The organism is Promicromonospora sp. NPDC057138 (assembly GCF_042670845.1).
Lineage (GTDB): Bacteria > Actinomycetota > Actinomycetes > Actinomycetales > Cellulomonadaceae > Promicromonospora.
Map to the genome: position 1 here is coordinate 111,194 of NZ_JBHUUX010000005.1, position 20,987 is coordinate 132,180.

Sequence of the window (20,987 nt, forward strand, 5' to 3'; positions counted from 1 at the left end):
AAGGCGAGGTGGTGGCGGGTCAGGTGTCAGTGACCGGCCACCATGACGACGCGCGCTCCGGTGCGGCGTCCAGGGGGACGGCGGAGGGCCACTGGGTCCCCATCGGTCGCGCTACCTGGCCCGGTGGCCGAAGCAAGGGGCCCTGGTAGCTCGTCTTCGGCAGTTCGGTACCACGCTGGGTAACTCGTTTGAACTGCACGGGAAGTTCGAGTGGCTGCCGCACCCAGGGGCTGGGTGCCCACTGGATGGCGTCGGCGGGGATGGTCAGTGTCAGGTCGAGTTCCTGCTGGATCACCTGGACGGCGGTGCGGGTGATCAGGAGGGCTTGCCGTGGGGCGGGGCACGCGTGCGGCCCGGTTCCCCAGGAAATGTGCGACTTGTTCCCGATCTCGTCCCACGGGTCGCCGGTGTGGACACGCGGGTCGTGGTTGGCTGCGGAGATCGCGAACACGATGGCGTCGCCCTTACGGATCAGAATGTCGCCGAGCCGGACGTCTTCCATGGCGTATCGGGGCGCGCAGGAGTTCGCCACGTGGGTGTCGCGCCACAGGACCTCTTGCATGACGTCTTCCAGCCCGATCCGGCCACCGGTCCAGCGGGCTCGGAGCCGGGCATCGGACAGCTCCACGTGCAGGATTCGTGCGATCCACGCGCCCAGGAACATGCTCGCGGCATGCAGTGGGACCGCGACGGAGTCCACGACTTCCTTGTCGGACTTGAAGTTCGGATGACCGACCATGGCCGCGATCAGGTCCGTCCCAGGCCGACCGGAGGCCTTGGCCTGCTGCACCTGGTTCATCAGAATTGCCCCGATCCGCTCCCTGGCCTCCCGGGCGCCGGGTCGGTGGGTACTGATCAGCGCCGAGTCCCGCATGAGCTGCTTCGCCGGCTCGTCGGGGACCCCGAGCATCGCGGCGGTGGACAAGAACCCGACCTGGCTGGCATAGCCGCGCACCAGGTCAGCCGTACCTGAGGGGCCGAGGGCGTCGATCGCGCGCAGGGACACCCGTTCGGTGAACCGCAGGATGTCCTTCTGCGGCAATGCTGCCAGCGCAGCGTCCAATGGCTCGCGCAGTCGGCGGCGGGTCTCGCCGTCATGGTGGTAGGACCCAGCGCGTGGCTTGTCCGGCGAGAACGTCTTGACGGGCGCATCGGGGGCGAGCAGGTTCTCGTAGTTCCATCGCCAGTTACGCGGGTCGCGGGAGTACAACCGCTCGTTACGCATCATGTCCATGCACTCGGTGTGCCCCATCACCAGCCACGCCGGCGCGCCCGGTTCGATCTCGACCGGCGCCACCACGCCCCACCGCTTGAGCAGCGCGCCGTACACGGCCTGAGGGTCAGCGGCCGACGTCGTGGCCGTCAACGGCGTCAGGTCGGCAACGTTCACCAGCTCGATCGGGGCGTCCCGAGCCATCATCTGCACGGTCATGCGCACATGCCAGCAGCACCGCCACCGGAGCAGGAAGAGGACACCTACGGCAGTCCGCTCCGACGTCCTCCACCAGCAGCCTGACTACCACGATCACCAGCCCAAACGAGCGGATAAGGGCTCCAGAATGCCGGTCACCGGACAGATTAGATATGCCCTCTGCCAGCCCTCCGCCCGCCCCACGCAAGGGGCGCGGCCTCTCCAGAATGCCGGAACTTTCCTCTCAGAATGCCCTCCACCCCAGATCGGTACCCAGTGAAGAGTGTTTGGTGCGCGTCGCCAGTCGGCGGCCCGCTTCCGAGCCACGCGTTCGACTCTGGAGGCACTTGTGCCCGTCACCGTTCCGCTGCTCACCCCCGACCAGATCGCCCAGCTACCCGAAGCGGCGCGCAGTGTTGTGGACTACAGAAAGTCCGGGTTGTCGCTCAACCACATTCAGGGCTGCCCGCTGGACTGCGCCTACTGCATCCGCCACACCTACGGCGTGTGGGAGATGACCCAGCCGCGGGCACTGATGCCCGACGATGAAGCCGTGCGACAGCTGGTCGAGCACCCCTACTTCCAGGCACACCACACGCCGGTGCAGATCTTCAACCGCGCCACCGATCCGTTCTTGCCTCGCGTCAAGGGTCACCTGTTCAACGTCCTGGAAGACCTCGACGCACGCGGCCTGACCAACCACGTCCTGGTCATCACCCGGTATCGGGTCGACCCGGAGGACTGCGACCGTCTCAACCAGCTGAAGAACATCCGGGTCACGATCCTGGTCACCTACTCGGGGATCGCCGACAAGCGGATCGAGCCGGTCAAGAGCGAGATCGCCGAGAAGTCCCTCAAGACTCTTTACGCCCACGCGGACCGGTACCGCGTCATCCTGTATTGGCGGCCGTTGGTGCCCGGTCTGAATGACACGCCCGAGCACATGACCAAGGCCGTCGAGCTGTCACACCACGCGCACGGCACGGTGTTCACGGGCCTGTTCTACCGCGATGAGATCGCCGACTACTACAAGGCCAACAAGATCCCGGAACCCTACGAGGACACCGCACGCCGCAAGATCGTTCCCGAGACTCTGGAGCGTCGGGTCCTGGAGGCGTTCGCCGACGGCGCGGGCGGGCCGTTGTTCCGCAAGACCAGCTGCTCGGTCTCGTTCGCGCACGAGGTGCCGGACTACAACGGGCACTACGGCGTCCGGGAGCTGTGCGACATCTGTCCGGTCAAGCAGCTGGCGCTGTGCGCGCAGCACCACCAGGTCCCGACCGAAGACGCGGTGCGTGACCTCGCGCGCCGGCTACCGGGCAGGGAGGATGTCGAGATCGTGGACATCACCGAACGTGCCGTGCTGGTAGCCGGGCTGGACGAGTCGCCCCGGTACTTCCTCCAGCACGGACTCGGGTTCCAGTTTCACGACACGCGCCACCCGCACAAGCTCCGCCTGCACGGGCGCGCCGACATCGGGTGGGTTCCGAGCGAGGAGACACCTACATGAGCATGGTTTGGGATGAGGCCGACTACGTCGTCGTCGACGTCGAAGGCAACGGCGCCCGGCCACCCGAGCTCGTCGAGGTGGCCGTGGTGCCGGTCCGGCGCGGGAAGATCGAGAAAGCCAGGACGTGGCTTCTTCGGCCGCCGACGCCGATCTCTTGGCAGGCGCGCAAGATCCATGGCATCAGCAATGACGATGTCGCTGATGCGCCCGCGGTCGAAGAGGCTGCCCAGGAGATCCGGGCAGCGCTGGGGAACGCGATTCCTGTGGGGCATGGGGTGCACGTCGACGTCGATGTCCTGCGTCGATCGCTGCCCGGCTGGGAGCCACCGCTCGCGCTCGACACGTTGAAGCTGGCACGGCGCGCCTTCGATCTGCCCTCCTACGGTTTGAGCGCCCTGGTCGAGCACCGCCAACTCGCCGACGGTCTACCTCCTGGGATGCGGGCACACCGGGCCGACTACGACGCCACCGTCACCGCGCGGCTCTTCGTCCAGCTCGCCACCCGCACGCCAGGTGTGACCCTGGAGGCGCTGCGGCAGGCGGGCGCGATGAGATCCTCGTCCAAGCAGGCTTCTGCGGTGGCCGCCGACGCGACGCTGTTCGACCTATGACGGCCCTGATCTCGCGCCGTGACGGTCTGCTGATCGCCGTCGACGGCCCGTCCGGCGTCGGCAAGTCGACTCTGTGCACCAACCTGAGCGCACTCCTGCGCGCTGCGGGCCTCGACGTCCACCAGACCACGCAGCCCTCCACCGGACCGATCGGCACCCTGGCACGCGAGCTGACCCAGACGGTCGCCGGCCACGCCCTGGCATGCCTGTATGCCGCCGACCGTTACCACCAGGCCACAACCGAGATCGCGCCCCGCCTGGCGGCAGGCCAGACGGTGGTGACCGACCGGTACACGGCCTCCGGCATGGCCATGCAACGCCACGACGACGTCGACGTCACCTTCCTGGACACCATCAACACGCCGGTCCTCGAGGCGGATCTAACGATCCTGCTGACCGGCGCGCCCAACGTCGTCCGGGCACGCCTGACCCAGCGCGGGGCGCACAACCGCTACCAAGACCGGCCCGACGCGACCGCCAACGAATTGAGCTACTTCCTCGAGGCCGCCGACCGGCTCGCCCGGATCAACGTCCGGATCGAGCAGATCGACACCACCGACCTGGACGCGGCCACCGTTGCCGAGCGGGCGGCAGCGCTCGTGCTGGAAGCTCCGGGCGACCTGAAGGAGGCCTCATGACCAGCAGCACCGCACCCGCAACCACCGATCTGGGCGGAATATTCAGCATCGGCGGGGACCTCCCGGTCCGCCGCATCGGATACGGCGCCATGCAGATCACCGGCGCGGGCCATTGGTTCCACCCCGCCGACATGGACGAGGCCAAAGCGGTTCTGCGCGAGGCAGTCGACCTGGGGGTCAACCACATCGACACAGCCGACGCCTACGGGCCCGAGACCAGCGAACGCCTGATCCGCAAGGCCCTGCACCCCTACCCGGAGGACCTGGTCATCGCCACCAAGGGCGGCATGACCCGGCAGGGCCCGAACCGGTGGGCGCCTGTAGGTCGCCGGGAGTACCTGCGCCAATGCGTCGAGATGAGCTTGCGACGCCTCGCCCTGGACCGGATCGACCTGTACTACCTGCATCGCATCGATCCCCTCGTGCCATTGGCGGACCAGCTCGGCGAGCTCGCGGCTCTTCGTGAGGAGGGCAAGATTCGGCACATCGGGATCTCCAAGGCCACGCTCACCCAGGTCGAAGCCGCGCGAGCGATCACCCCCATCGCCGCTGTGCAGAACAAGTTCAACCAGCTCGAAGGAGACCGCGCCGTCCTGGAGTACTGCACCGAACAAGGCCTGGCGTTCGTGCCCTACGCACCGCTCAGCGCCGGAACACTCGCTCGCGCCGGCGGCGCGCCTGAAGCCATCGAATGGCTCCTGAACCAGTCGCCAGCGGTCCTACCGATTCCCGGGACGACATCGATCGACCACCTCCGCGCCAACCTCGCCGCAGCAACCCGGAAGAAGGCCTGAATGACACAGCCCGACCTCGCCCAAACAGAACTCGACGGCGCACCCGCGCCGGTCGCGCCAAGCGCCGAGGTACTGCGTGAGCTGATGGTCAAGGAACTCATCGTGGAGGGCGTGCTCGATGATCCTGCGATCCAATCAGCGTTCCGTGCTGTACCGCGTGACGTGTTCGCTCCGCCAGGTATTCCGACCGAGCTGCCGTACGCAGTCCACGACGCGCTCCGGACCCGCTTCTCGGCCGACGGCAGGGCGCTGTCGTCCTTGTCGGCGCCGTACATGCTTCACCGCACTGCGGCCGGGGCGTGTTCGTGGCGGGTGGCTGCCTCCCTCTTCGCGCTTACGGGGCTGGCGGGACGACCGGCAGCGTCGGCGGTTGCCACCGCCAGGTGGGGTTGCCGTCCGGCGCGAGGCCCTTGCGCCACAGCCCGGCGGGCACGAGCCGGACCAGCGCCGATATCGCGCTCTGCCCGGCACGGGAGGCGGTCCGGGCGCCGTCCGCCCGGGCACCTCGTGCGGTGGCCTGGTCACGCGGGCGGCGCTCCGCGTCGTAGCGCGCCAGCGCCACATCGAGCGCCGGCTCGGTGGCGAGCGCGTGGGCGAGCACCACGGCGTCCTCGAGGGTGTGCCCGGCGCCCTGCCCGCGGTCCGGGCTCATGGCGTGCGCGGCGTCACCGAGCAGCACCGCCCGCCCCCGTACATAGGTGGACAGGGGCGGGAGCTCACGGATGTCGGTGCGGATCACCGCCCGGTCCGGGGTGGCGCGGATCAGGTCGGGCACGGGGTCGTGCCAGTCCCCGACCCGGTCCAGCGCGGCGGCCTTCTCATCGTCGTACCGCACGCCCGCCGCGCCCGACGTCGTCAGCAGCGCCCAGTACGCGCGGCCGCGCGAGACCGGGTGGACCAGGAACAGGTCGCCCTTGCCCATGGTGACGCTGCCGGACAGGTCGCCGGGCACGCCCGCGACCTCGGCGACGCCGAGCCACGCCGTCCGCCACAGGTAGCGGGGCGGCTCGGCGTCCGGCCAGAGACGCGTCCGGACGGTGCTGTGGATGCCGTCAGCGCCGACCACCAGGTCCGCGCGGTACTCCGTGCCCCCGGCGACGACGGTCACGCCTTCGCCGTCCTCCCGCACGTCCGTCACCTCCGCGTTCGTGTGGACCCAGCCGGCGGGCACGGCGTCGAGCAGCACCCGGTGCAGGTCAGCGCGGTGGAACGCGAGCAGCGGCGTCGGGTCGCCGGGCTGGGCGCGCCGCAGGTAGCGGCCGTCGGCCCGGCGGAGGTTGCTCGCCGAATACGTCGGTACGCCGACGGCGCGGGCCTCGGCCTCGACGCCGAGCCCGGCCAGAGCGCGCAGGGCGTTGGGCGCCTGCGACATGCCGGCGCCCACCTCGCCGAGCTCGGGCGCGTGCACTCCATGCTCGTGCGCGACGGGGTCGAGATCCTGACGGGCCACCGGGCGGTCGCGGTCCACGGACTGGCTACGGAGGTGAGTTCGGGAGCGTTTGGAGCCGAGTTCGGGGAGCGGTCGGTTCTGGTGGATGTTCGTGGAGCCGAGTTTGGGGAGCGGGCGCGCGCGAGGGCGTGGTCGGGTGCACGATGAGACGGCGGGGGCCTCGGGCGACGGACGGATCGATCGATGGCCTCGCAGTCGCGGGCGCAGTTGTTCGCGGATCTGAGACGTGAGTACCAGGCTGGGACTCTCCTGGTGCTTGTGGCACCTTACCTAGGAGGTCTTCTCATGACCCGGTTCGACAAGGTTCGGCGGTATCGGACCGCGGCAGGGCTGGTGCTCCTGGTGGCGCTGGCCGGGTGCGGTGGTGACCCGCCAAGCACCCATACCGGCACGCCGTCCGCACCGAGCGCTTCCGACTCGGCCTCGCCAACTCCCCAGGACAGCGCCTCGCCGTCTCCTGGCGATGCGGCCTCGATGTCAAACCCGGCCGACCTCAGCGGCGACTGGACGCAGGTCGCGGCTGCCGGGCTGGGCCAGGAGTCCGATGGCACGGGGAATGGCCAGTACATCGCGCTGCTGGCCCAGACGGTGAACTTCACTGAATCCGGCGGCACCACCAGCGAGACTGCGGTAGGGCCGCTGAGTTGCCCCGGCTTGACCGAGACTCTCGCCAAGGACACCGTGATCGCGACCTTCCACGAGGCCGGGGCGGGAACCTATGAAGGCGAGGCGGCCATCTGGGACGTCACCCACTCATCCTGCTCCTTCGACCACTGGACTGGCATCTCGGTCACCAACGACGACGGTGGCCTGCAATTCACCGATGGCGGGCCTTCGCTGACCATGACGAGCACTGACCCCTTAGCGGTGCCGATCCGCATCGTGTTCCACCGGTACGTCGGTGGACCACCGACGCCGTAGCGGCCGACCCTTCGGCTCTCGGGCCAGCCCGCGGGCAGAATGCCGCCCCTCGGGCCGCCCGACTCCTCACATGACCGCGCAGCATGACTGCGTCGTCAGCGAGAGCCGGGCTTGCACCACGCCGGACTTCGCGAGCTCCGCCTCGATGACGGCACGTCGACGGGTCGCGTCCAGCGGCCGGACAATGTTCTGGTCCCGTGGCCGGGACCTGCGCTCGTCCCGCGACCCTCCGTAGCCAACGGACAGCCGGGCGAAGCCGGCGAGCTCGTCGTCGACGACGGCTCGATCGTAGGGCCGCTGCCTCGACGCCCTGCTCGTCGCGGTGGGACGCCGCCCTGGGACTGCCGGCCTCGGGCTGGACGCGGCCGGCGTCGCGGTCGGCCCACGGAGGTTCGTGACCGTCGATGCCCAGCTGCGCACGTCCAGCACCCGGATCTGGGCCGCAGGGGACGTCGCGCCGCATCCCCAGTTCACGCACGTGGCCGGTGTGCAGGGCAGCCTCGCAGCGGGCAACGCCGTCCTCGGCGTCCGCAGACGCGTCAACGTCTCGGCGGTCCAGCCGGGTGACGTTCACCGATCCAGAGGTCGGCTGTCGGCGCGCCGACCTGGTCGCCGGACGGCGGCGAGCCACCACGAACGGCCACCCGCGAGCACGTCGACGTCGACCGGGCACAAGCCGAGGGCTGCACGGACGGGTTCTCCCGGCTGGCCCTGGGCTCGAGAGGGCGGGTGCTGGGCGGGACCATCGTGGGTCCTCGGGCCGGGGAGTCGCTCGCCGAGGTGACGCTCGCGGTGCGGAAGGGCCTGACCGCGACCGACCTCGCCGGCACCACCCACCCCTACCCGACCTACGGCGACCGGAGTGTGGAACGCGGCCATCGCCGTCGTCCAGGGGCGGCTGTCCGCGCCGGCGACTCATCGGCTCCTGACCAGGCTCGTCGCGGTGCGGTGAGCGTGGGGCGCGCGCTCGGTCAGGCGCTGAGCTCGGCTACCGACCGGTGGCCCTTGGGGAAGAGCGAGCCCACGAGGACCCGGTCGAGGCCGGGCAGTCTCATGGCGCGGAATCCCCACCGCCGCATCAGGAGTGTGGTCGTCCTGGTCGGCAGGAACCACTCGGTGACGCGGTCCCGGGCTGCCTGTTGGACCGCTGTCGCGACCGGGCGCCAGCGCCGCTCGTAGTCCGCCAGCCCTTCGGGCACCGAGGAGTTGGCCTGGAGCCGCTCGGCCAGCACGTAGGCGCCCGCGACGCCGAGGGACGCGCCCTGGCCGGCGACGAGCGAGACCGCGTACGCGGCGTCGCCGACGAGCGCCACCCGCCCGTCGGTCCAGCGCGGCATGTGGATCTGCGCGACCTGGTCGTAGTAGACCTCGTCGGACGGCGGGCACTGCGCCAGCGCGCGCTCTGCCAGGTCGCCCATGCCGGCGAAGGTCCGGCGTAGGGCTTCCTGTGAGTCCTCGGGCAGCGGGTCGTCGGTGCGAGACACGAGGAAGGTCGCAACACGGCCGTCGTCGAGCCCGTAGAAGCCCATCTGGCGGTTGAGTGTCTCGGTGAGCACGAACTTGCCGCGAACCTTCTCGAACGCTTCCGGATCGGTGAACACGAACGCACCCGTGTGCATGCCGAGGCTACGGAGAAAGCCGCGTTCGGGACCGAAGACCAGGGAGCGCACGCCGGAGTGCACGCCGTCGGCTCCCACGATCAGGTCCGCGTCGAGCGTGGTGCCGTCGGACAGCGCGACCCGGCTGCCGGTGATCCGGTCCACGGTGGTGCCGTAGCGCACGTCGACCGCGCCCGCGACCGACTCGCGGAACAGCCGCTCCAACTCGGGACGCATGATGCTGACGATCGCGCCGTCGACGGCCTTGGCGAAGAGTGCGTAGTCGACGCTCACGGTCTTGCGGCCGTGGTCGTCGATGTAGCAGAACTCGTCGACCGGGCTGGCGAGCTCGCGCAGCCTCGGCTGCAGGCCCATCGCGGTGACGGCCTCGAAGCCGGGACCGAAGAAGTCGATCATGTATCCCTGGGTCCGCGGCCCCGCAGCACGGTCGACGACTTGGACTTCCCATCCGTGGTGGTGCAGGCGGTTGGCCAGCGCCAGGCCGGCGATGCCGGCGCCGCTGATCACGGCTCTCATGGTTGCGCTCCGTTCGGTTCGATGGCTTCGATGGGTTCGCTGCTGGTGAGCGTCCGCAGGAGGGGAGCGATCCGGGCGGCTGACAGTTCGGGGTCAAGGCCCTTGTGCAGCACGAACCCGTCGAACAAGGCCGCGATCAGGCTCGCGGCCGCGTCAGCGGAGGGGTGACCGGCGTCGGCCAGTGACGTCGCGAGGGCAGTGCGGAAGCCCTTCACGATCTCGCTCAAGCCCTCGAGCAGCTCGGCGTCGCGGGTGGCGGCGAGGTAGCCCTCGATGAAGAGCAGGGACGCGGGGTCGGAGCCGTTGTAGCGGTCGAGCTCCGACAGGAGCGCCTCGACGCCGTCGGCCGGGCTCGCGGCCTCCGTGAGGAGACCGGCGGTTTCGTCGAGCATGCCGCTCATCGCTTCCAGCGTGGCCTGGCGCAGCAGCGCCTGGAGCGACTCGAAGTGATAGTGCACCAGTCCGTAACGCACACCGGCCCGCTCAGCCAGGACCCGGGTGCTCACACCGCTCCAGCCGACCTCGCCGATGAGCTCCCTGGCCGCCTCCAGCAGCCGGGCACGCACGTCCCGACCACGTTCGACATTGGTCCGACCCGCCATCTCGCCCCTTGGTCAATCGTCTTGTACGACTGACCAAACATAGCTGTTACGTGAGTCGATGTATAGGTCGTGCTCGACGAGCAGCGCGCTTTCGTTCTGGATCGAAGAAGCCGACCTCGAAGGCCAGAACCACACCACTAGGAGCGGCGCGCCAGGTGCGCACGCTCAGCCGGTCGATGGCCCCGGCCGAGCGCGCGCCCGTAGCTACGGCTGGCCAATGCGCTCCCCGTCGACGTAGACCTCCAGGTCGGCGCTCTCCTCGGGCCAGAAGGCGACCAGGCCGGCCAGCCGCGTCGACTCTGGCAGCGGGGAGGCACTGCAGGGAATCGGCGGGCTCGTCGGCCAGCCCCCGACGCCGCGGCAGGCCATCGCCCGGGGCGGCTCTCGCCTCCCGAGCTCGTGGACCGCTACCCGATCGCCGACACCGGGATCCGCGACGTGCTCGTGCACTACCTCGTGGAACGCTCGACGGTCCTGGACTACAGCAGCCTGAACAGCCAGGCCCAGCTCCTGGCCGACTTGTTCTGGTGCGACCTGGAAACGCCACCACCCCGGGATCAACTGTCTACGGCTGTCCGACCAGGCCGTCCAGGGATGGAAGGAACGCCTGCGGACGCGTCGTTGTCGCGTCGCGCGACGTCGAACCGGATGCTGGGCCTGTCGTTGAGCGCGACGGCGTTGATCTTCCAGGCGGTCTTGGTGCGCTTGTAGCGGCGCCCGTCGACGGTGATCTGTCCCCGTCGGCCCCGACGAAGAGGGCCGCCGCCGTTGGCCGTGGCCCTCTTCGTATACCCAGAAGTCCAGGATGCCTACAGGTCGGCCGGGCAGTCGCCGTGGTCTTGTTGCGCGCCGTAGGACGCCAGGTCGCCGAAGCTCTGGAAGCCGAACTCCTGGAGCACTTCCGGACTCGTCGCAAGGAACGCGACGACGTCGTGTCCCCAGGCGGTCCCGGCAGAGTCGTGCTCGCTCGCGATGGACTGCGCGACGCAGCTCGGTGCTGCCGCTGCGGGGGCTGCGGTAGCCAGGACTCCCGCCAGCGCAACGGCACCGGACAGCAGGACGAGTCGAGTCGTGGAACGGATCATCATGATGTTTTACCTCCTCTGTCACGCGGGCGCTGCGGTCGGGAGCGCGCCGATCTGGGACATGATCGTGAAGAGGTCGCAGTACTGCGTGATCTCGACGATCTTGCCGTCGCGGACCCGCATCAGGTCCCATTCGGCGAACTTGACGCGGCGGCCGCTGGCGGGGACGCCGGCGAAGTCGGCCTGATGTGTGGCGGTGTAGGACAGCCACACGCTGACCAGGTCGTCCTCCTGCACCAGATAGCGCAGCTCAGGCGTGAGATCAGGGAAGGGAACCAGGAAGCTGGCGAGCGAGGCCTTCAGCTCCGCCAGGTCTGATCCGGCGCCTGCGTGGCCCTTGAGGTCGGGTGCGACGACCTCGTCGAGGTCCTCGGGTCTTCCAGCGATCTCGTAGAAGCGTCGTACGACGTCCTTCTCGGCGGTTTCCATGTTTCCTCCTCGGTTCTTCCGGCTGGTTTGAGTCCAGCGTGCGCCCCGGAAGTACACCGAGCATCGGGAGGATTCCCTATCTGCTTACCCATCGAGCGGGGTCCGCCGGTCCCGGGGCGGTCAGGATGACGTTCGTCCGCCGTCGGCGGGCAGGTTGAGCAGGGCGAACGCCACCGCTTCGGTGCGGCTGCGTACTCCTAGCTTGGTGAGGATGCTGCTCACGTGGTGGCCTGCCGTCTTGGTGCTGATGAACAGGCGTTGGCCGATCTCGGCGTTGGACATCCCCTCGGCCACCAACCCGAGCACTTCTTTCTCCCGGTTGCTGAGCAGCCCGGCGGTGCGGGGGCCGGTTCTGCCCTTCGCTCCGAGCTCGCGGAGGAATGCCGCGGCCCGGTCGGCCTCGGCCGTCGCTCCCATCCGGTCCAGGGCGTGCAGGGCGCTGCGTGCTTCGGTGATCGCGAGGCCACGGTCGCGCCCTGCGAGCGAACGAGCCAGGTCGAGGCGTGCCCGACAGGCCGGCAACGGCGCCCCGGCCCCCGCGAACTCCTGTGCCGCCGAGCGGAGCCGGTTCGTCGCATCTGCACGGCCCGCGGCGAGAGCGACCTTTCCGGCGGCGTGGTCGCGCTGTGCCCGGTGCAGAGCGGTGCCCGTCACATCGGCCAGCTCCGCGACGCTGCGTGCGGACGCCTCGGCCAACGGCAGGTCGCCGGCGGACAGCGCCGCGTCGACGAGCTTGACGTGGAGCCGAAGCGTGAGGACCGGCGTGTTCACCAGCGCGTGGATCGCGCGGGCGAGCCGGTCGGCTGCTCGCTGCGGACGGTCAAGGGCAAGGTCGAGGTCCGCCGCCGAGGCTGCGCACTCGACGTCATCCTCGAAGTCGGCCAGCAGCACTTCTGCTTCATGGAGTCGCCCTTGCAGGACGCGGAGCTCCGCCAGGTCGGCGACCGGGTGCAGGCAGCGAGGCCGAAGACCGGTCGCGGCGAGCTGAGTCACAGCCTGACTGAGCTGCTCCTCCGCGGCGTCCAGCCTGCCCGTCACCAGGTACACGCCGCCGCAACAGCCGGTGCAGAACGCCGAGATCAGATCGGTGGCCCGCGTGGTCCCGAACGGGAGCAGGGGGCCCAACGTGTAGGACGCGCGGAAGTCGACCAGAAACGTGGCCCACGGCTCCACCACTCCTGGATCTCCCAGCAGACCGCCGACCTCAAGAAGGGTGCACAGCGCCTCACCGACATACTGCACGTCATGGCCCTCGCCGGACGTCGCCGCGACCATGGCCTCCCGCAGATCTGACAACCCCTCGCCGACCGCTCCCGCGCTGACGGTGCACGCACCCCGGCGCATCAGCGCGACGATCTCGAGGTCAACATCACCCTGATCGCGGGCAACCACCACGGCGCGGTCCGCCAGCCTCGCGGATGGCGCATCCAGGGGGCCTGCCTCCGACTGCGCCAGCAGCAGCCAGCCGGCGAGGCTACGCGGATCGTCGAGGCCGCTGACCAGCGACCGGGCCCGGGACAACCACCCGTCACCCATCTCCTTGGACCGGTAGAGGTTGTGGTGCTCGCGGGCGAGCCAGATCGCCATCGCAGCTGCCTCGGCGTCGCGACCATCGTGGCGGAACCGGGCGAACGCGCGTCCCCGCAGGTCCAGGGCGCCGGCCGGATCGTTCAACCACCACAGCGCGCGTCCCAGGCCGTCGAGTGCATCCGCAGTCTCCTTGGCCCGCCACGCCAGGTCGAACGCGTCCCGCGCGGCGGCCCAGTCGCCCCGGTCCAGGGCAGCTGTGCCCGCCGTCAACAGGTCGCGCTCCTCCATGCTCTCGATCATGACACCGAGCGAGTGCCCGAGGACCGGTGAGGATCATCCCGGCCCCGACGGATCACGCCGACCACGAAGGAGGGCGACGCCGACAGCGATCAGCACGATGCCCGTCCGGAGCCAGCCGGGGAGCTTGGCGTCCTGGTCCGGCCGCGACTCCGGCAGCGACTCGCTCGGGTGCTGAGGCCACGGCGCGAACCCCCGCTGTGCCAGCTCCTCCTCGGGGACGATGGGTCCGAGGGGGTGACGGCGGTCGCGTACGGGCCGTCGTCGTGCTGCTCGATCGCAAACGAGACACGTTCGCCCCGGTCGAGGGCTTGGCAGCCGCGCATATGGATCTCGACCTGGTGGACACGGACGTGAGGGCCACCGCCGTCCGGGACGGTCACGCCCACTCGGTCTCGGTGTCGCGCGTCGAGACGGTCCCCTCGGCCATCACGTGCACCCCGCGCTGCGAAGTCGCCTGGCCCAAGGACGGTAGCGGGGTGGCCGCGTCGCGACAAAGGAGCCGGGTTGCAATCGGCGGACTCTCACGCCAAGAAGTACTTCGCTCAGCGGGCAGGGGGCACCACCGGGAGCTTGGGTGGTTCCCAGCGCCAGGTGGGGTTGCCGTCCGGTGCGATGCCTTTGCGCCACAAGGCGGCGGGCACGAGCCGGACCATCGCCGCTAGGACGCGCTGTCCGGCACGGGAGGCGGTCCGGGCGCCGTCGATCCGGGCCCCGCGCGCGGTGGCCTGGTCGCGCGGGCGCCGCTCGGCGTCGTACCGGCCGAGCGCGGCGTCCACGGTGGGCTCGGTGGCGAGCGCGTGGGCGAGGACCACCGCGTCCTCGAGGGTGTGGCCGGCGCCCTGCCCGCGGTCGGGGCTCATCGCGTGGGCGGCGTCGCCGAGCAGCGCCACCCGGCCCCGCACGTAGGTGGACAGCGGCGGGAGCTCGTGGATGTCGGTGCGGATCACCGCCTGGTCGGGCGTCGCGCGGATCAATCCGGGCACCGGCTCGTGCCAGTCGCCGGCCAGGGCCAGCGCGGTGCGCTTCTCATCGTCGTACCGGACGCCGGCCGTTCGCTCCGAGGTGAGCAGCGCCCAGTACGCCCGCCCGCGGGACACTGGATGGATCAGGAACAGGTCGCCCTTGCCCATGGTGACGCTGCCGGTCAGGTCGCCGGTCACGCCTGTGACGTCGGCGACGCCGAGCCACGCCGTGCGCCCCAGGTAACGGGGCGAAGCCGCATCGGGCCAGAGGCGGGTCCGGACGGCGCTGCGGATCCCGTCGGCGCCGACCACCAGATCCGCCTGGTATTCCGTGCCCCCGGCCGTGACCGTCACCTGATCACCGTCCTGCCGAACGTCCGTGACTGCCGCGTCCGTGTGCAGCCAGTCGCCGGGGACGGCGTCGAGCAGCACCCGGTGCAGGTCGGCGCGGTGCAAGCCAAGCAGCGGCGTCGTGTCGCCGGGCCGGGCGCGCTGCAGGTAGCGACCGTCGGGCCGGCGCAGGTTGCTCGTCGAGTAGGTGGGCACGCCGACGGCGCGGGCCTCGGCCTCGACGCCGAGCTCGGCCAGGGCGCGCAGCGCGTTGGGCGCCTGCGACATGCCGGCGCCCACCTCGCCGAGCCCCGGCGCGCGTTCGAGGACCGTGGCGCGCCAGCCGATCCGGTGGAGCGCCAGGGCGGTGGCCAGCCCGCCGATGCCGCCGCCGACGACAATCGCGTGTCCGGTCATCGCTTCTTCTCCTCGTGGTCGTCCTGGTGCGCGGGTTCGGCAGGCGCGGTGGTGAGCGGCGGTGCCGCCGCGAACGCCGCGGCCATCCACTCGAAGGTCCGGTGGGCCTGCCGCACCCGGCCGTCGTTCCCCGGGCCGGCCAGGGCGATCCCGTCCCTGCTGAGGTCGAGGAAGGACGCCATGCCCTCGATCTGGCGGCGCACCACGATGGTCCAGGCGTCGTCGGCCATCCGGTAGTAGGTGGTGCGGTTGCCCGGCCGGGTCCGCGAGCTCAGGAAGCCCATGGTCGTCAGCAGGCGCAGGTTCGACGTGAGGGAGGCGCGGCTGGCCCCGATCGCGTCGCTGATCTGCCCGGCCGACTGCTCCGGCGGGTCGCACACCATCAGCCAGCCCAGCACACGCCCCGCGATCGGCGGGACGCCGTCACGGGCCAGGTACATCGAGACCCGCTCGACCCATTCGAGGACGGGGTCCTGGGGGTCCATGCCACCTCCAATGTCAGCTGTTTCACTATCAACTGAAATTGGATCGAGGTCAAGCTGCACGATGACGGCGCGACCGAACGGGCGTCGAGTCCTCTCCCTGATGGAGTCCACCCCGGCGCTCGTGAACTACGCGTCCCGGAGGTGGCTACCCCACGAGGAAGTCTCCGCGGCGGCGATCGCCGAGGAGCTCGGGCAGCCGGAGCCGGGCGATGGGCAACATGCTGCCAGTCGTCACACGGCCGGCGTCTGACGGCGATGGGCGGGTCACGGCGATTGCCGGGTCACCTTGACGTCGAACACGACGCCCTCGTCGGTGAACGTCCCGTTACCGTCCGACCCGGCGCCCGCGTCGACGGACCTGCCGCGCTCACCCGCACCGGGTGCGCCACCGCCGTCGGACAGCTTCTGGTCGGGCTCGCCCGACCGGGCACGGATGCCGGCGACCACCGCACACACCAGCGCCGCCCCGAGTACGGCAAGCCGGAATGCGATCGGGAGTTGCCCTCGCCGGTCGAGGACGAGATCGACGCCGAGCAGGAGGAGCCCCGCGAACCCGATAAGCGCCGCCCCGGTCAGCCGCGGCGCGCGACCGCAGAGGCACACGAGCCCCGCCGTGAGGATCGTGAGGAAGACGGGGAGGCGATCGGCGACGACCAAGACCGCGATGAGTGGGTCCCACGGCAGATCCTGGATGCGAGTGTCGAACAACAGGCCCAGGGCAGGGCTCAGCACGACCGGCAGGAGCGCGATCCACGGGCGGCGCACGGCGCGCGAGGCATCCCACCACGCCAAGGCCAGGCCGACTACAGCAAGCCCGAGCACTGCTGGCCCCGACCGGAAGGAGGCCGGGTCCGCCGGACCCCCTCCCGCCATCCCTGCGAGCATGAGCAGACCCGCGACGTGCAGCACGGTCACGCCGCTTGCCACCAGAAGGAAGGTGCGCGAACCGCGCGCCACCGCTGCGGCCACTACCACCAGGGTGGGCAGCACCGACGCCGGAGCGATGTAGGCCACCATCGCCCAGCTGTCGTAGTACCCCGGGTGGACGACGATCATCTGCCCGTCGAGCGGCCCGGCCCGGACGAACAGCCCGGACAGCACGAACAGCCCAGACAGCACGAGCAGCAGCACGGCGGCCAGGGAGAAGGCGTCGATGCGGCTGGGCGAGGTCGCGGTCATACCCCACACCCTCGCAGAGCCGATGCCACTGCGGGTATGAAAGAGGCGCGAGTCCCGCCCGGGAAGCACAACCTCTTTGACGTGACCGGGATGAACACCGCGGCGAGACCTTCATCGACTTCCACTCGTCCTGGATGGTGCGCCGGCAACGACGACACCGTCTGCTCCCACGACCCCAGCCCTGCGTAGCCCGTGGGCGATGGCATGACGACAGCACCGTACTGCGGCGGCCACATGAACCGCGTGCCTGGCGATCACGGCGCGATGGGTTTCGTGGGACGAGTGCCATGGAGTCGTAGCCGCGCTGGTCCCGGCGCCGCACGGGGTGGCCCGGACCGTGCGGTCGCTACTGCCCGCGGGTCTCTCGGACTACCGTGAGCCTGGGCATCACGGGGCCGACCGGGACCGGTCTCGGCGCGTGACGTGAACGTGACGGACGACGGCGACGGGAGCGAGATGCGGTTCAGCAGTCCGGTCGGGCGGGAGCGGGGACGGGGCGTTGCCCTGCAGCGGCGGCCGGGTCAGCTCGTGATCGTCGGCTTCGTCGGTGCCATAGCGGTCGGCACGCTGCTCCTGCTGCTCCCGATTTCGGCGTCGGGCGAGCCGGCCTCGTTCATGGAGGCCGTGTTCACCGCGACGTCGGCGGTCTGCGTGACGGGGCTGATCGTCACGGACACGCCGGTGTTCTGGTCCGGGTTCGGCGAGGCCGTGATCCTGGTGCTCATCCAGATCGGAGGCCTCGGCGTCATGACCGTCGCGTCGCTGCTAGGCGTCCTGGTCACGCGGCGCCTGGACCTCAGTTCCCGGCTGGTCGCGGCGGCGTCCACCCGCACGGTGGGCCTCGGCGACGTGCGTCGCACGCTGGTCCGCGTGGTCGTGATCGCGTTCGTCGTGGAGGCCGCTGCGGCGCTGGTGCTGACCGTGCGTTTCGCCGTTGCTTACGACGAGCCGCTGGGCAGGGCGCTGTGGGACGGCGTGTTCCACGCCGTGTCCGGCTACAACAACGCGGGCTTCGCTCTTTTCTCCACGTCGCTGATGGACTTCGTGGCCGACCCGTGGATCTGCCTACCGATCGCTGTGACCACGATCGTCGGCGGGCTGGGTCTGCCCGTGATCCTGGAGTTGCTGCGCGAACACCGCCGGCCGGCGCGCTGGAGCGTCCACACGAAGATCACGCTGCTCATGACCGGCCTGCTGCTGGTGGGTGGTGCGGGGTTCTTCCTGGTCACGGAGTGGGACAACGCCGCGACCATGGGCACCCTGGACACCGGCGGCCGGATCCTGGCGTCGTTCACCCAGTCGGCCAATGCCCGCACGGCCGGGTTCAACTCGGTGAACACCGGTGAGATGCACACCGAGACCTGGCTGGGCACGATCATCCTGATGTTCATCGGCGGCGGGTCGGCAGGGACCGCGGGCGGTATCAAGGTGACGACGTTCGCTGTGCTCGCCGTGGTGATCTGGTCCGAGCTGCGTGGCGACCCGGACGCCAGTGTCTTCGACCGGCGCATCTCGTTGGCCACGCAACGCCAGGCCCTCACAGTGGCCCTGCTGGCGGTGGCGATAGTAGTTCTGCCGTCCCTGTGGATGACGGCGCTCTCGCCGTTCGGAGTGGACCAGATCCTGTTCGAGGTGACCTCCGCTTTCACCACCACCGGGCTGTCCACGGGGATCACGGCACAACTAGCCTGGTATCACCAGGCGGTGCTGTGCGTCCTGATGTTTATCGGGCGGCTGGGGCCGATCACGCTCGGCACCGCTCTGGTGCTCCGCGCTCACGGGCGCCTGTACCGGCGCCCGGAGAGCGCGCCGATCATCGGCTGAACCCATCCTCTGGTTCAGTCGTTTCCCCTGGTCTAGTCGTCCAGGAAGTGTCTGACCGCGTCGGTGACCAGGTCATGCCCCGGTCCGATCCAGAACAGGTGCGTGGGCGAGGGCGGCTCGACGAGCCGGGAGTTCTCGAGGTGGGCCCGAAAGTCTTCGGCGTGCGCGTAGTCGACACCGCCGTCGTGCGGCGAAGCGGTGATGAGTGCGGGGCTGCTGACACGCGCCAGTGCTGCCCGGCGCTGACCGGCGTCCTTCGCGCGGGCCTGGCGCAGGTCGTTGACGAAACCCGAGCCCGAACCCATGCCGTTGAAAACCCGCCGGGCCTGGTCCTTCTCAGCGGCCGATAGGTCGTCCCACCACTGGCCGGGCGAGAGTGTGGAGAGCCGGACAAGCATCGCCCGCAGACCACGGTCCGAGCGGACGAGCCACCGGACCAGCCACCACACCGCGGGTTCGAGTGCCGGCGAGAACGCAACGGGCCCGAGGAGCGCCTCGACCCGGGAGTCGGGGTAAGGAAGGGTGGAGGGCGCGCTGCTGTGCAGCACGAGTCGTTCGACGCCGATCGACCTGTGCCCGGCCACGTGGACCGCCTGGAGGCCGCCGAACGAGACGCCGACCGCCGCCGCGGGGGCGAGCACGCCGAGCTGCTCGCACACCTCGCGGACGACGTCGGCGAACGCGGCGGCATCCATCGAGCCGACCTGGGTCCGCCCGTAACCAGGGCGGGAGAACGAGACCACCTCATGCCCCAGCGCGGTGTAGACGCCCTGCCCGCAGTCGGTCCAGGAGCGGCAGTGCCCGCCCGGGAAGAACAGGACCGCCGGCCGGTCCCCGTCGGTCCGCGTGATCTCGACGGGGCCTGCAGTGGTAACCACCAGCCGTGTGGTCGATATCGGGTTGGTCGACATCGGGTTGGTCGTCACCGGGCGGTCCTGTCCTCGGCGGTTGTCATGCTGGTGATCTGCTCCAGGACCCGCACGCCAGCGCCGAGACCTTCCTCGGCCCGGATCGCGGTGCCCACTTCGGCGGCGCGGGCGGCGTATGAGTCGGTACCGACAAGGTCGCCGAGCCGGTCGGTCAGGCCTGCGGCTAGGTGTCTGGCGGGGAGCGGTGCTGGTCCTGCGCCGATCGCGTGAACCCGGGCGCCCCAGAAGGGCTGGTCGCCGAGGAACGGTACGACCAGCGTGGGCTTGCCGGCCCGCAGACCGGCCGCGGTCGACCCGGCTCCGCCGTGGTGCACGACCGCGGCGACCCGCTCGAACAGCCAGTCGTGCGGTGCGCCCTCGATGAACAGGACGTCGTCGGTCCCGGACCGGCCGGGTGTGATGCCGCCCCATCCGGTCGCGACGATCCCGCGCAGGCCACGGGTCTTCAGGGCGGCCAGGATGGCGTCGCGGCGCTGGTCGGCGCCCTTGCCGAAGCCCATGGAGCCGAACCCGACATAGACCGGGGGCTCACCCGCTGCCAGGAAGTCCGTCAGCATGGTGGGCGGCTGCCAGTCACTGTTGTCCAGGAACCAGTACCCGGTCACGTGAGCCGATGACGGGTAGTCGCCGGGGACGGGCACGACGTGCCGGCTGTACGGGTACAGGATGTGGACCGGGCTGCCGTCCGGGTTCCGGAGCGGGTCGGAGAGGCGCCTGAGACGACCTAGTCCGAGCCGGCGTCGGAAGTCGTTGATCATGCCGCCGTACATGGCCCCGCCCATCCGGTTCAGCACGTACGACGCGCGGTTGCCCCACCCGCCGAACGAGGCGCCGCCGAAGAACGGCATCGGGTGCTCGCGCGTCGGCGTGTAGAAGGGCAGCGGGAGGGACAGTACCCCGGGCACGCCGAGCGCTTCGGCGATGTGCGCACCCGCCAGGGTCTTGGGGTGGTGCACGACGACGTCGGGGCGTGCTGCCTGCGCGGCGGCCCAGCACTCGGCGTTCAGCTCCCGCATCGCGGAATTCATGATCCCCAGGGTGCGCAACGCGTCCCGGGGGCCGCTCAGCTCGGGCATGACGTCCTGGAGAAGGCGCAGCATCGTCGAGCCGGCGGGGTGGTGCATGACAGGAACAGGACCGTCGCGTGGCACCAGGTCGGCGAACCCCTCGGGGACGGCGAGGGTGACGTCGTGGCCCGATCGCGAGAGCGTACCGGCCAGGGCGGCATACGGCTGGATGTCTCCGCGGGTGCCGAACGACATGATCAAGGCGTGCATGGCAGGTTCCTCTGGACGAACCACGTGGGCCGCCCGGGGACGGGGCGGCGTCGCCGCCGACCAGGCTTCCCGGCACACCTGCCGGTGACCCTACACCCGCGGAGGAAGCTTTTCACTGGTCTCGAGCCCCGGTGCGGATCGCGCGGGTGAGACGTCTGCGCTGCCCGT

Annotated in this window: 20 protein-coding genes and 2 pseudogenes; 9 read left to right on the plus strand and 13 right to left on the minus strand. The window is 70.1% G+C overall.

All coding sequences use genetic code 11. The features are described from left to right. Positions 1–19: 19 nt before the first annotated feature. Positions 20–1,432, minus strand: a complete 1,413-nt coding sequence (locus tag ACFT2C_RS05470) for a cytochrome P450 (RefSeq protein WP_377205998.1) — start codon at positions 1,430–1,432, stop codon at positions 20–22. 328 nt (positions 1,433–1,760) lie between these two features. Here ACFT2C_RS05470 and ACFT2C_RS05475 point away from each other — a divergent pair, with 328 nt between their 5' ends. The 4 genes from ACFT2C_RS05475 to ACFT2C_RS05490 are packed head-to-tail and all read left to right on the plus strand — an operon-like array spanning position 1,761 to position 4,964. After that, positions 1,761–2,921 (plus strand): radical SAM protein, encoded by a 1,161-nt coding sequence (locus tag ACFT2C_RS05475; protein WP_377205999.1) that lies wholly within the window; start codon positions 1,761–1,763, stop codon positions 2,919–2,921. After that, complete coding sequence (locus ACFT2C_RS05480) at positions 2,918–3,532, plus strand: exonuclease domain-containing protein (protein WP_377206000.1); 615 nt, start codon at positions 2,918–2,920, stop codon at positions 3,530–3,532. Before ACFT2C_RS05475 ends, ACFT2C_RS05480 begins: the two co-directional genes overlap by 4 nt. Further along, positions 3,529–4,170, plus strand: coding sequence for a dTMP kinase (tmk, locus tag ACFT2C_RS05485; RefSeq protein WP_377206001.1), 642 nt, complete (start codon positions 3,529–3,531; stop codon positions 4,168–4,170). The genes ACFT2C_RS05480 and tmk overlap by 4 nt, the downstream gene beginning before the upstream one ends. Beyond that, the gene (locus ACFT2C_RS05490) at positions 4,167–4,964 is read left to right on the plus strand and encodes an aldo/keto reductase (RefSeq protein WP_377206002.1); all 798 of its coding nucleotides are present in this window, start codon (positions 4,167–4,169) and stop codon (positions 4,962–4,964) included. Before tmk ends, ACFT2C_RS05490 begins: the two co-directional genes overlap by 4 nt. A gap of 334 nt (positions 4,965–5,298) precedes the next feature. On the opposite strand, the gene ACFT2C_RS05495 is transcribed toward ACFT2C_RS05490, so the two are convergent. After that, entirely contained in the window at positions 5,299–6,432 is a 1,134-nt protein-coding gene (locus tag ACFT2C_RS05495) for an FAD-dependent monooxygenase (RefSeq protein ID WP_377206003.1), read from the minus strand. 267 nt (positions 6,433–6,699) lie between these two features. Between ACFT2C_RS05495 and ACFT2C_RS05500 the strand changes: the two genes are divergently transcribed. The 3 genes and pseudogenes from ACFT2C_RS05500 to ACFT2C_RS05510 all read left to right on the plus strand — a co-directional run. Further along, positions 6,700–7,335 (plus strand): hypothetical protein, encoded by a 636-nt coding sequence (locus ACFT2C_RS05500; RefSeq protein ID WP_377206004.1) that lies wholly within the window; start codon positions 6,700–6,702, stop codon positions 7,333–7,335. A gap of 310 nt (positions 7,336–7,645) precedes the next feature. Next, a pseudogene (locus ACFT2C_RS05505) lies at positions 7,646–7,819 on the plus strand (FAD-dependent oxidoreductase); the annotation flags it as partial. Positions 7,820–7,911: 92 nt separating this feature from the next. Continuing rightward, positions 7,912–8,181, plus strand: a pseudogene (locus ACFT2C_RS05510) (hypothetical protein); the annotation flags it as partial. Positions 8,182–8,306: 125 nt separating this feature from the next. Here the strand turns inward: ACFT2C_RS05510 and ACFT2C_RS05515 are convergent. Together ACFT2C_RS05515 and ACFT2C_RS05520 are read right to left on the minus strand one after the other, a co-directional pair. Further along, the gene (locus ACFT2C_RS05515) at positions 8,307–9,470 is read right to left on the minus strand and encodes an FAD-dependent monooxygenase (protein ID WP_377206005.1); all 1,164 of its coding nucleotides are present in this window, start codon (positions 9,468–9,470) and stop codon (positions 8,307–8,309) included. Continuing rightward, a complete protein-coding gene (locus tag ACFT2C_RS05520) occupies positions 9,467–10,072 on the minus strand; it encodes a TetR/AcrR family transcriptional regulator (RefSeq protein ID WP_377206006.1) in 606 nt (201 codons plus the stop codon). Before ACFT2C_RS05520 ends, ACFT2C_RS05515 begins: the two co-directional genes overlap by 4 nt. A gap of 399 nt (positions 10,073–10,471) precedes the next feature. Here ACFT2C_RS05520 and ACFT2C_RS05525 point away from each other — a divergent pair, with 399 nt between their 5' ends. After that, complete coding sequence (locus tag ACFT2C_RS05525; RefSeq protein ID WP_377206007.1) at positions 10,472–10,783, plus strand: hypothetical protein; 312 nt, start codon at positions 10,472–10,474, stop codon at positions 10,781–10,783. Between the two features lie 98 nt (positions 10,784–10,881). Here ACFT2C_RS05525 and ACFT2C_RS05530 read toward each other — a convergent pair whose 3' ends face one another. The 7 genes from ACFT2C_RS05530 to ACFT2C_RS05560 form a co-directional block, all read right to left on the minus strand. Beyond that, positions 10,882–11,160, minus strand: a complete 279-nt coding sequence (locus ACFT2C_RS05530) for a hypothetical protein (RefSeq protein WP_377206008.1) — start codon at positions 11,158–11,160, stop codon at positions 10,882–10,884. A gap of 18 nt (positions 11,161–11,178) precedes the next feature. Continuing rightward, positions 11,179–11,586, minus strand: coding sequence for an ester cyclase (locus ACFT2C_RS05535; protein WP_377206009.1), 408 nt, complete (start codon positions 11,584–11,586; stop codon positions 11,179–11,181). A 120-nt stretch (positions 11,587–11,706) separates the two neighbouring features. Further along, positions 11,707–13,416, minus strand: coding sequence for a LuxR C-terminal-related transcriptional regulator (locus ACFT2C_RS05540; protein WP_377206010.1), 1,710 nt, complete (start codon positions 13,414–13,416; stop codon positions 11,707–11,709). Positions 13,417–13,505: 89 nt separating this feature from the next. Then, positions 13,506–13,802 carry a cold shock domain-containing protein gene (locus ACFT2C_RS05545; RefSeq protein ID WP_377206011.1) on the minus strand — a complete coding sequence of 99 codons (297 nt, stop codon included), beginning with the start codon at positions 13,800–13,802 and terminating at the stop codon, positions 13,506–13,508. A 156-nt stretch (positions 13,803–13,958) separates the two neighbouring features. Beyond that, positions 13,959–15,125: an FAD-dependent monooxygenase gene (locus ACFT2C_RS05550; RefSeq protein ID WP_377206012.1), complete on the minus strand. Its 1,167-nt coding sequence runs from the start codon at positions 15,123–15,125 to the stop codon at positions 13,959–13,961. Continuing rightward, the gene (locus ACFT2C_RS05555) at positions 15,122–15,610 is read right to left on the minus strand and encodes a GbsR/MarR family transcriptional regulator (RefSeq protein WP_377206013.1); all 489 of its coding nucleotides are present in this window, start codon (positions 15,608–15,610) and stop codon (positions 15,122–15,124) included. Before ACFT2C_RS05555 ends, ACFT2C_RS05550 begins: the two co-directional genes overlap by 4 nt. Before the next feature lie 264 nt (positions 15,611–15,874). Continuing rightward, positions 15,875–16,789 carry a hypothetical protein gene (locus ACFT2C_RS05560; RefSeq protein WP_377206014.1) on the minus strand — a complete coding sequence of 305 codons (915 nt, stop codon included), beginning with the start codon at positions 16,787–16,789 and terminating at the stop codon, positions 15,875–15,877. Positions 16,790–17,212: 423 nt separating this feature from the next. Here ACFT2C_RS05560 and ACFT2C_RS05565 point away from each other — a divergent pair, with 423 nt between their 5' ends. Beyond that, positions 17,213–18,613 (plus strand): TrkH family potassium uptake protein, encoded by a 1,401-nt coding sequence (locus ACFT2C_RS05565; protein ID WP_377206015.1) that lies wholly within the window; start codon positions 17,213–17,215, stop codon positions 18,611–18,613. A gap of 32 nt (positions 18,614–18,645) precedes the next feature. Here ACFT2C_RS05565 and ACFT2C_RS05570 read toward each other — a convergent pair whose 3' ends face one another. Together ACFT2C_RS05570 and ACFT2C_RS05575 are read right to left on the minus strand one after the other, a co-directional pair. After that, positions 18,646–19,539, minus strand: coding sequence for an alpha/beta fold hydrolase (locus tag ACFT2C_RS05570; RefSeq protein WP_377206016.1), 894 nt, complete (start codon positions 19,537–19,539; stop codon positions 18,646–18,648). Next, entirely contained in the window at positions 19,536–20,819 is a 1,284-nt protein-coding gene (locus ACFT2C_RS05575; protein ID WP_377206017.1) for a glycosyltransferase, read from the minus strand. The genes ACFT2C_RS05570 and ACFT2C_RS05575 overlap by 4 nt, the downstream gene beginning before the upstream one ends. Positions 20,820–20,987: the final 168 nt, after the last annotated feature.

Excerpts from the sequence above, each read along its gene's own strand:
- ACFT2C_RS05470 (WP_377205998.1), bottom strand. The coding sequence starts at position 1,432 with ATGACCGTGCAGATGATGGCTCGGGACGCCCCGATCGAGCTGGTGAAC.
- ACFT2C_RS05480 (WP_377206000.1), top strand. The coding sequence starts at position 2,918 with ATGAGCATGGTTTGGGATGAGGCCGACTACGTCGTCGTCGACGTCGAA.
- tmk (WP_377206001.1), top strand. The coding sequence starts at position 3,529 with ATGACGGCCCTGATCTCGCGCCGTGACGGTCTGCTGATCGCCGTCGAC.
- ACFT2C_RS05490 (WP_377206002.1), top strand. The coding sequence starts at position 4,167 with ATGACCAGCAGCACCGCACCCGCAACCACCGATCTGGGCGGAATATTC.
- ACFT2C_RS05500 (WP_377206004.1), top strand. The coding sequence starts at position 6,700 with ATGACCCGGTTCGACAAGGTTCGGCGGTATCGGACCGCGGCAGGGCTG.
- ACFT2C_RS05515 (WP_377206005.1), bottom strand. The coding sequence starts at position 9,470 with ATGAGAGCCGTGATCAGCGGCGCCGGCATCGCCGGCCTGGCGCTGGCC.
- ACFT2C_RS05520 (WP_377206006.1), bottom strand. The coding sequence starts at position 10,072 with ATGGCGGGTCGGACCAATGTCGAACGTGGTCGGGACGTGCGTGCCCGG.
- ACFT2C_RS05530 (WP_377206008.1), bottom strand. The coding sequence starts at position 11,160 with ATGATGATCCGTTCCACGACTCGACTCGTCCTGCTGTCCGGTGCCGTT.
- ACFT2C_RS05535 (WP_377206009.1), bottom strand. The coding sequence starts at position 11,586 with ATGGAAACCGCCGAGAAGGACGTCGTACGACGCTTCTACGAGATCGCT.
- ACFT2C_RS05540 (WP_377206010.1), bottom strand. The coding sequence starts at position 13,416 with ATGATCGAGAGCATGGAGGAGCGCGACCTGTTGACGGCGGGCACAGCT.
- ACFT2C_RS05550 (WP_377206012.1), bottom strand. The coding sequence starts at position 15,125 with ATGACCGGACACGCGATTGTCGTCGGCGGCGGCATCGGCGGGCTGGCC.
- ACFT2C_RS05555 (WP_377206013.1), bottom strand. The coding sequence starts at position 15,610 with ATGGACCCCCAGGACCCCGTCCTCGAATGGGTCGAGCGGGTCTCGATG.
- ACFT2C_RS05560 (WP_377206014.1), bottom strand. The coding sequence starts at position 16,789 with ATGACCGCGACCTCGCCCAGCCGCATCGACGCCTTCTCCCTGGCCGCC.
- ACFT2C_RS05575 (WP_377206017.1), bottom strand. The coding sequence starts at position 20,819 with ATGCACGCCTTGATCATGTCGTTCGGCACCCGCGGAGACATCCAGCCG.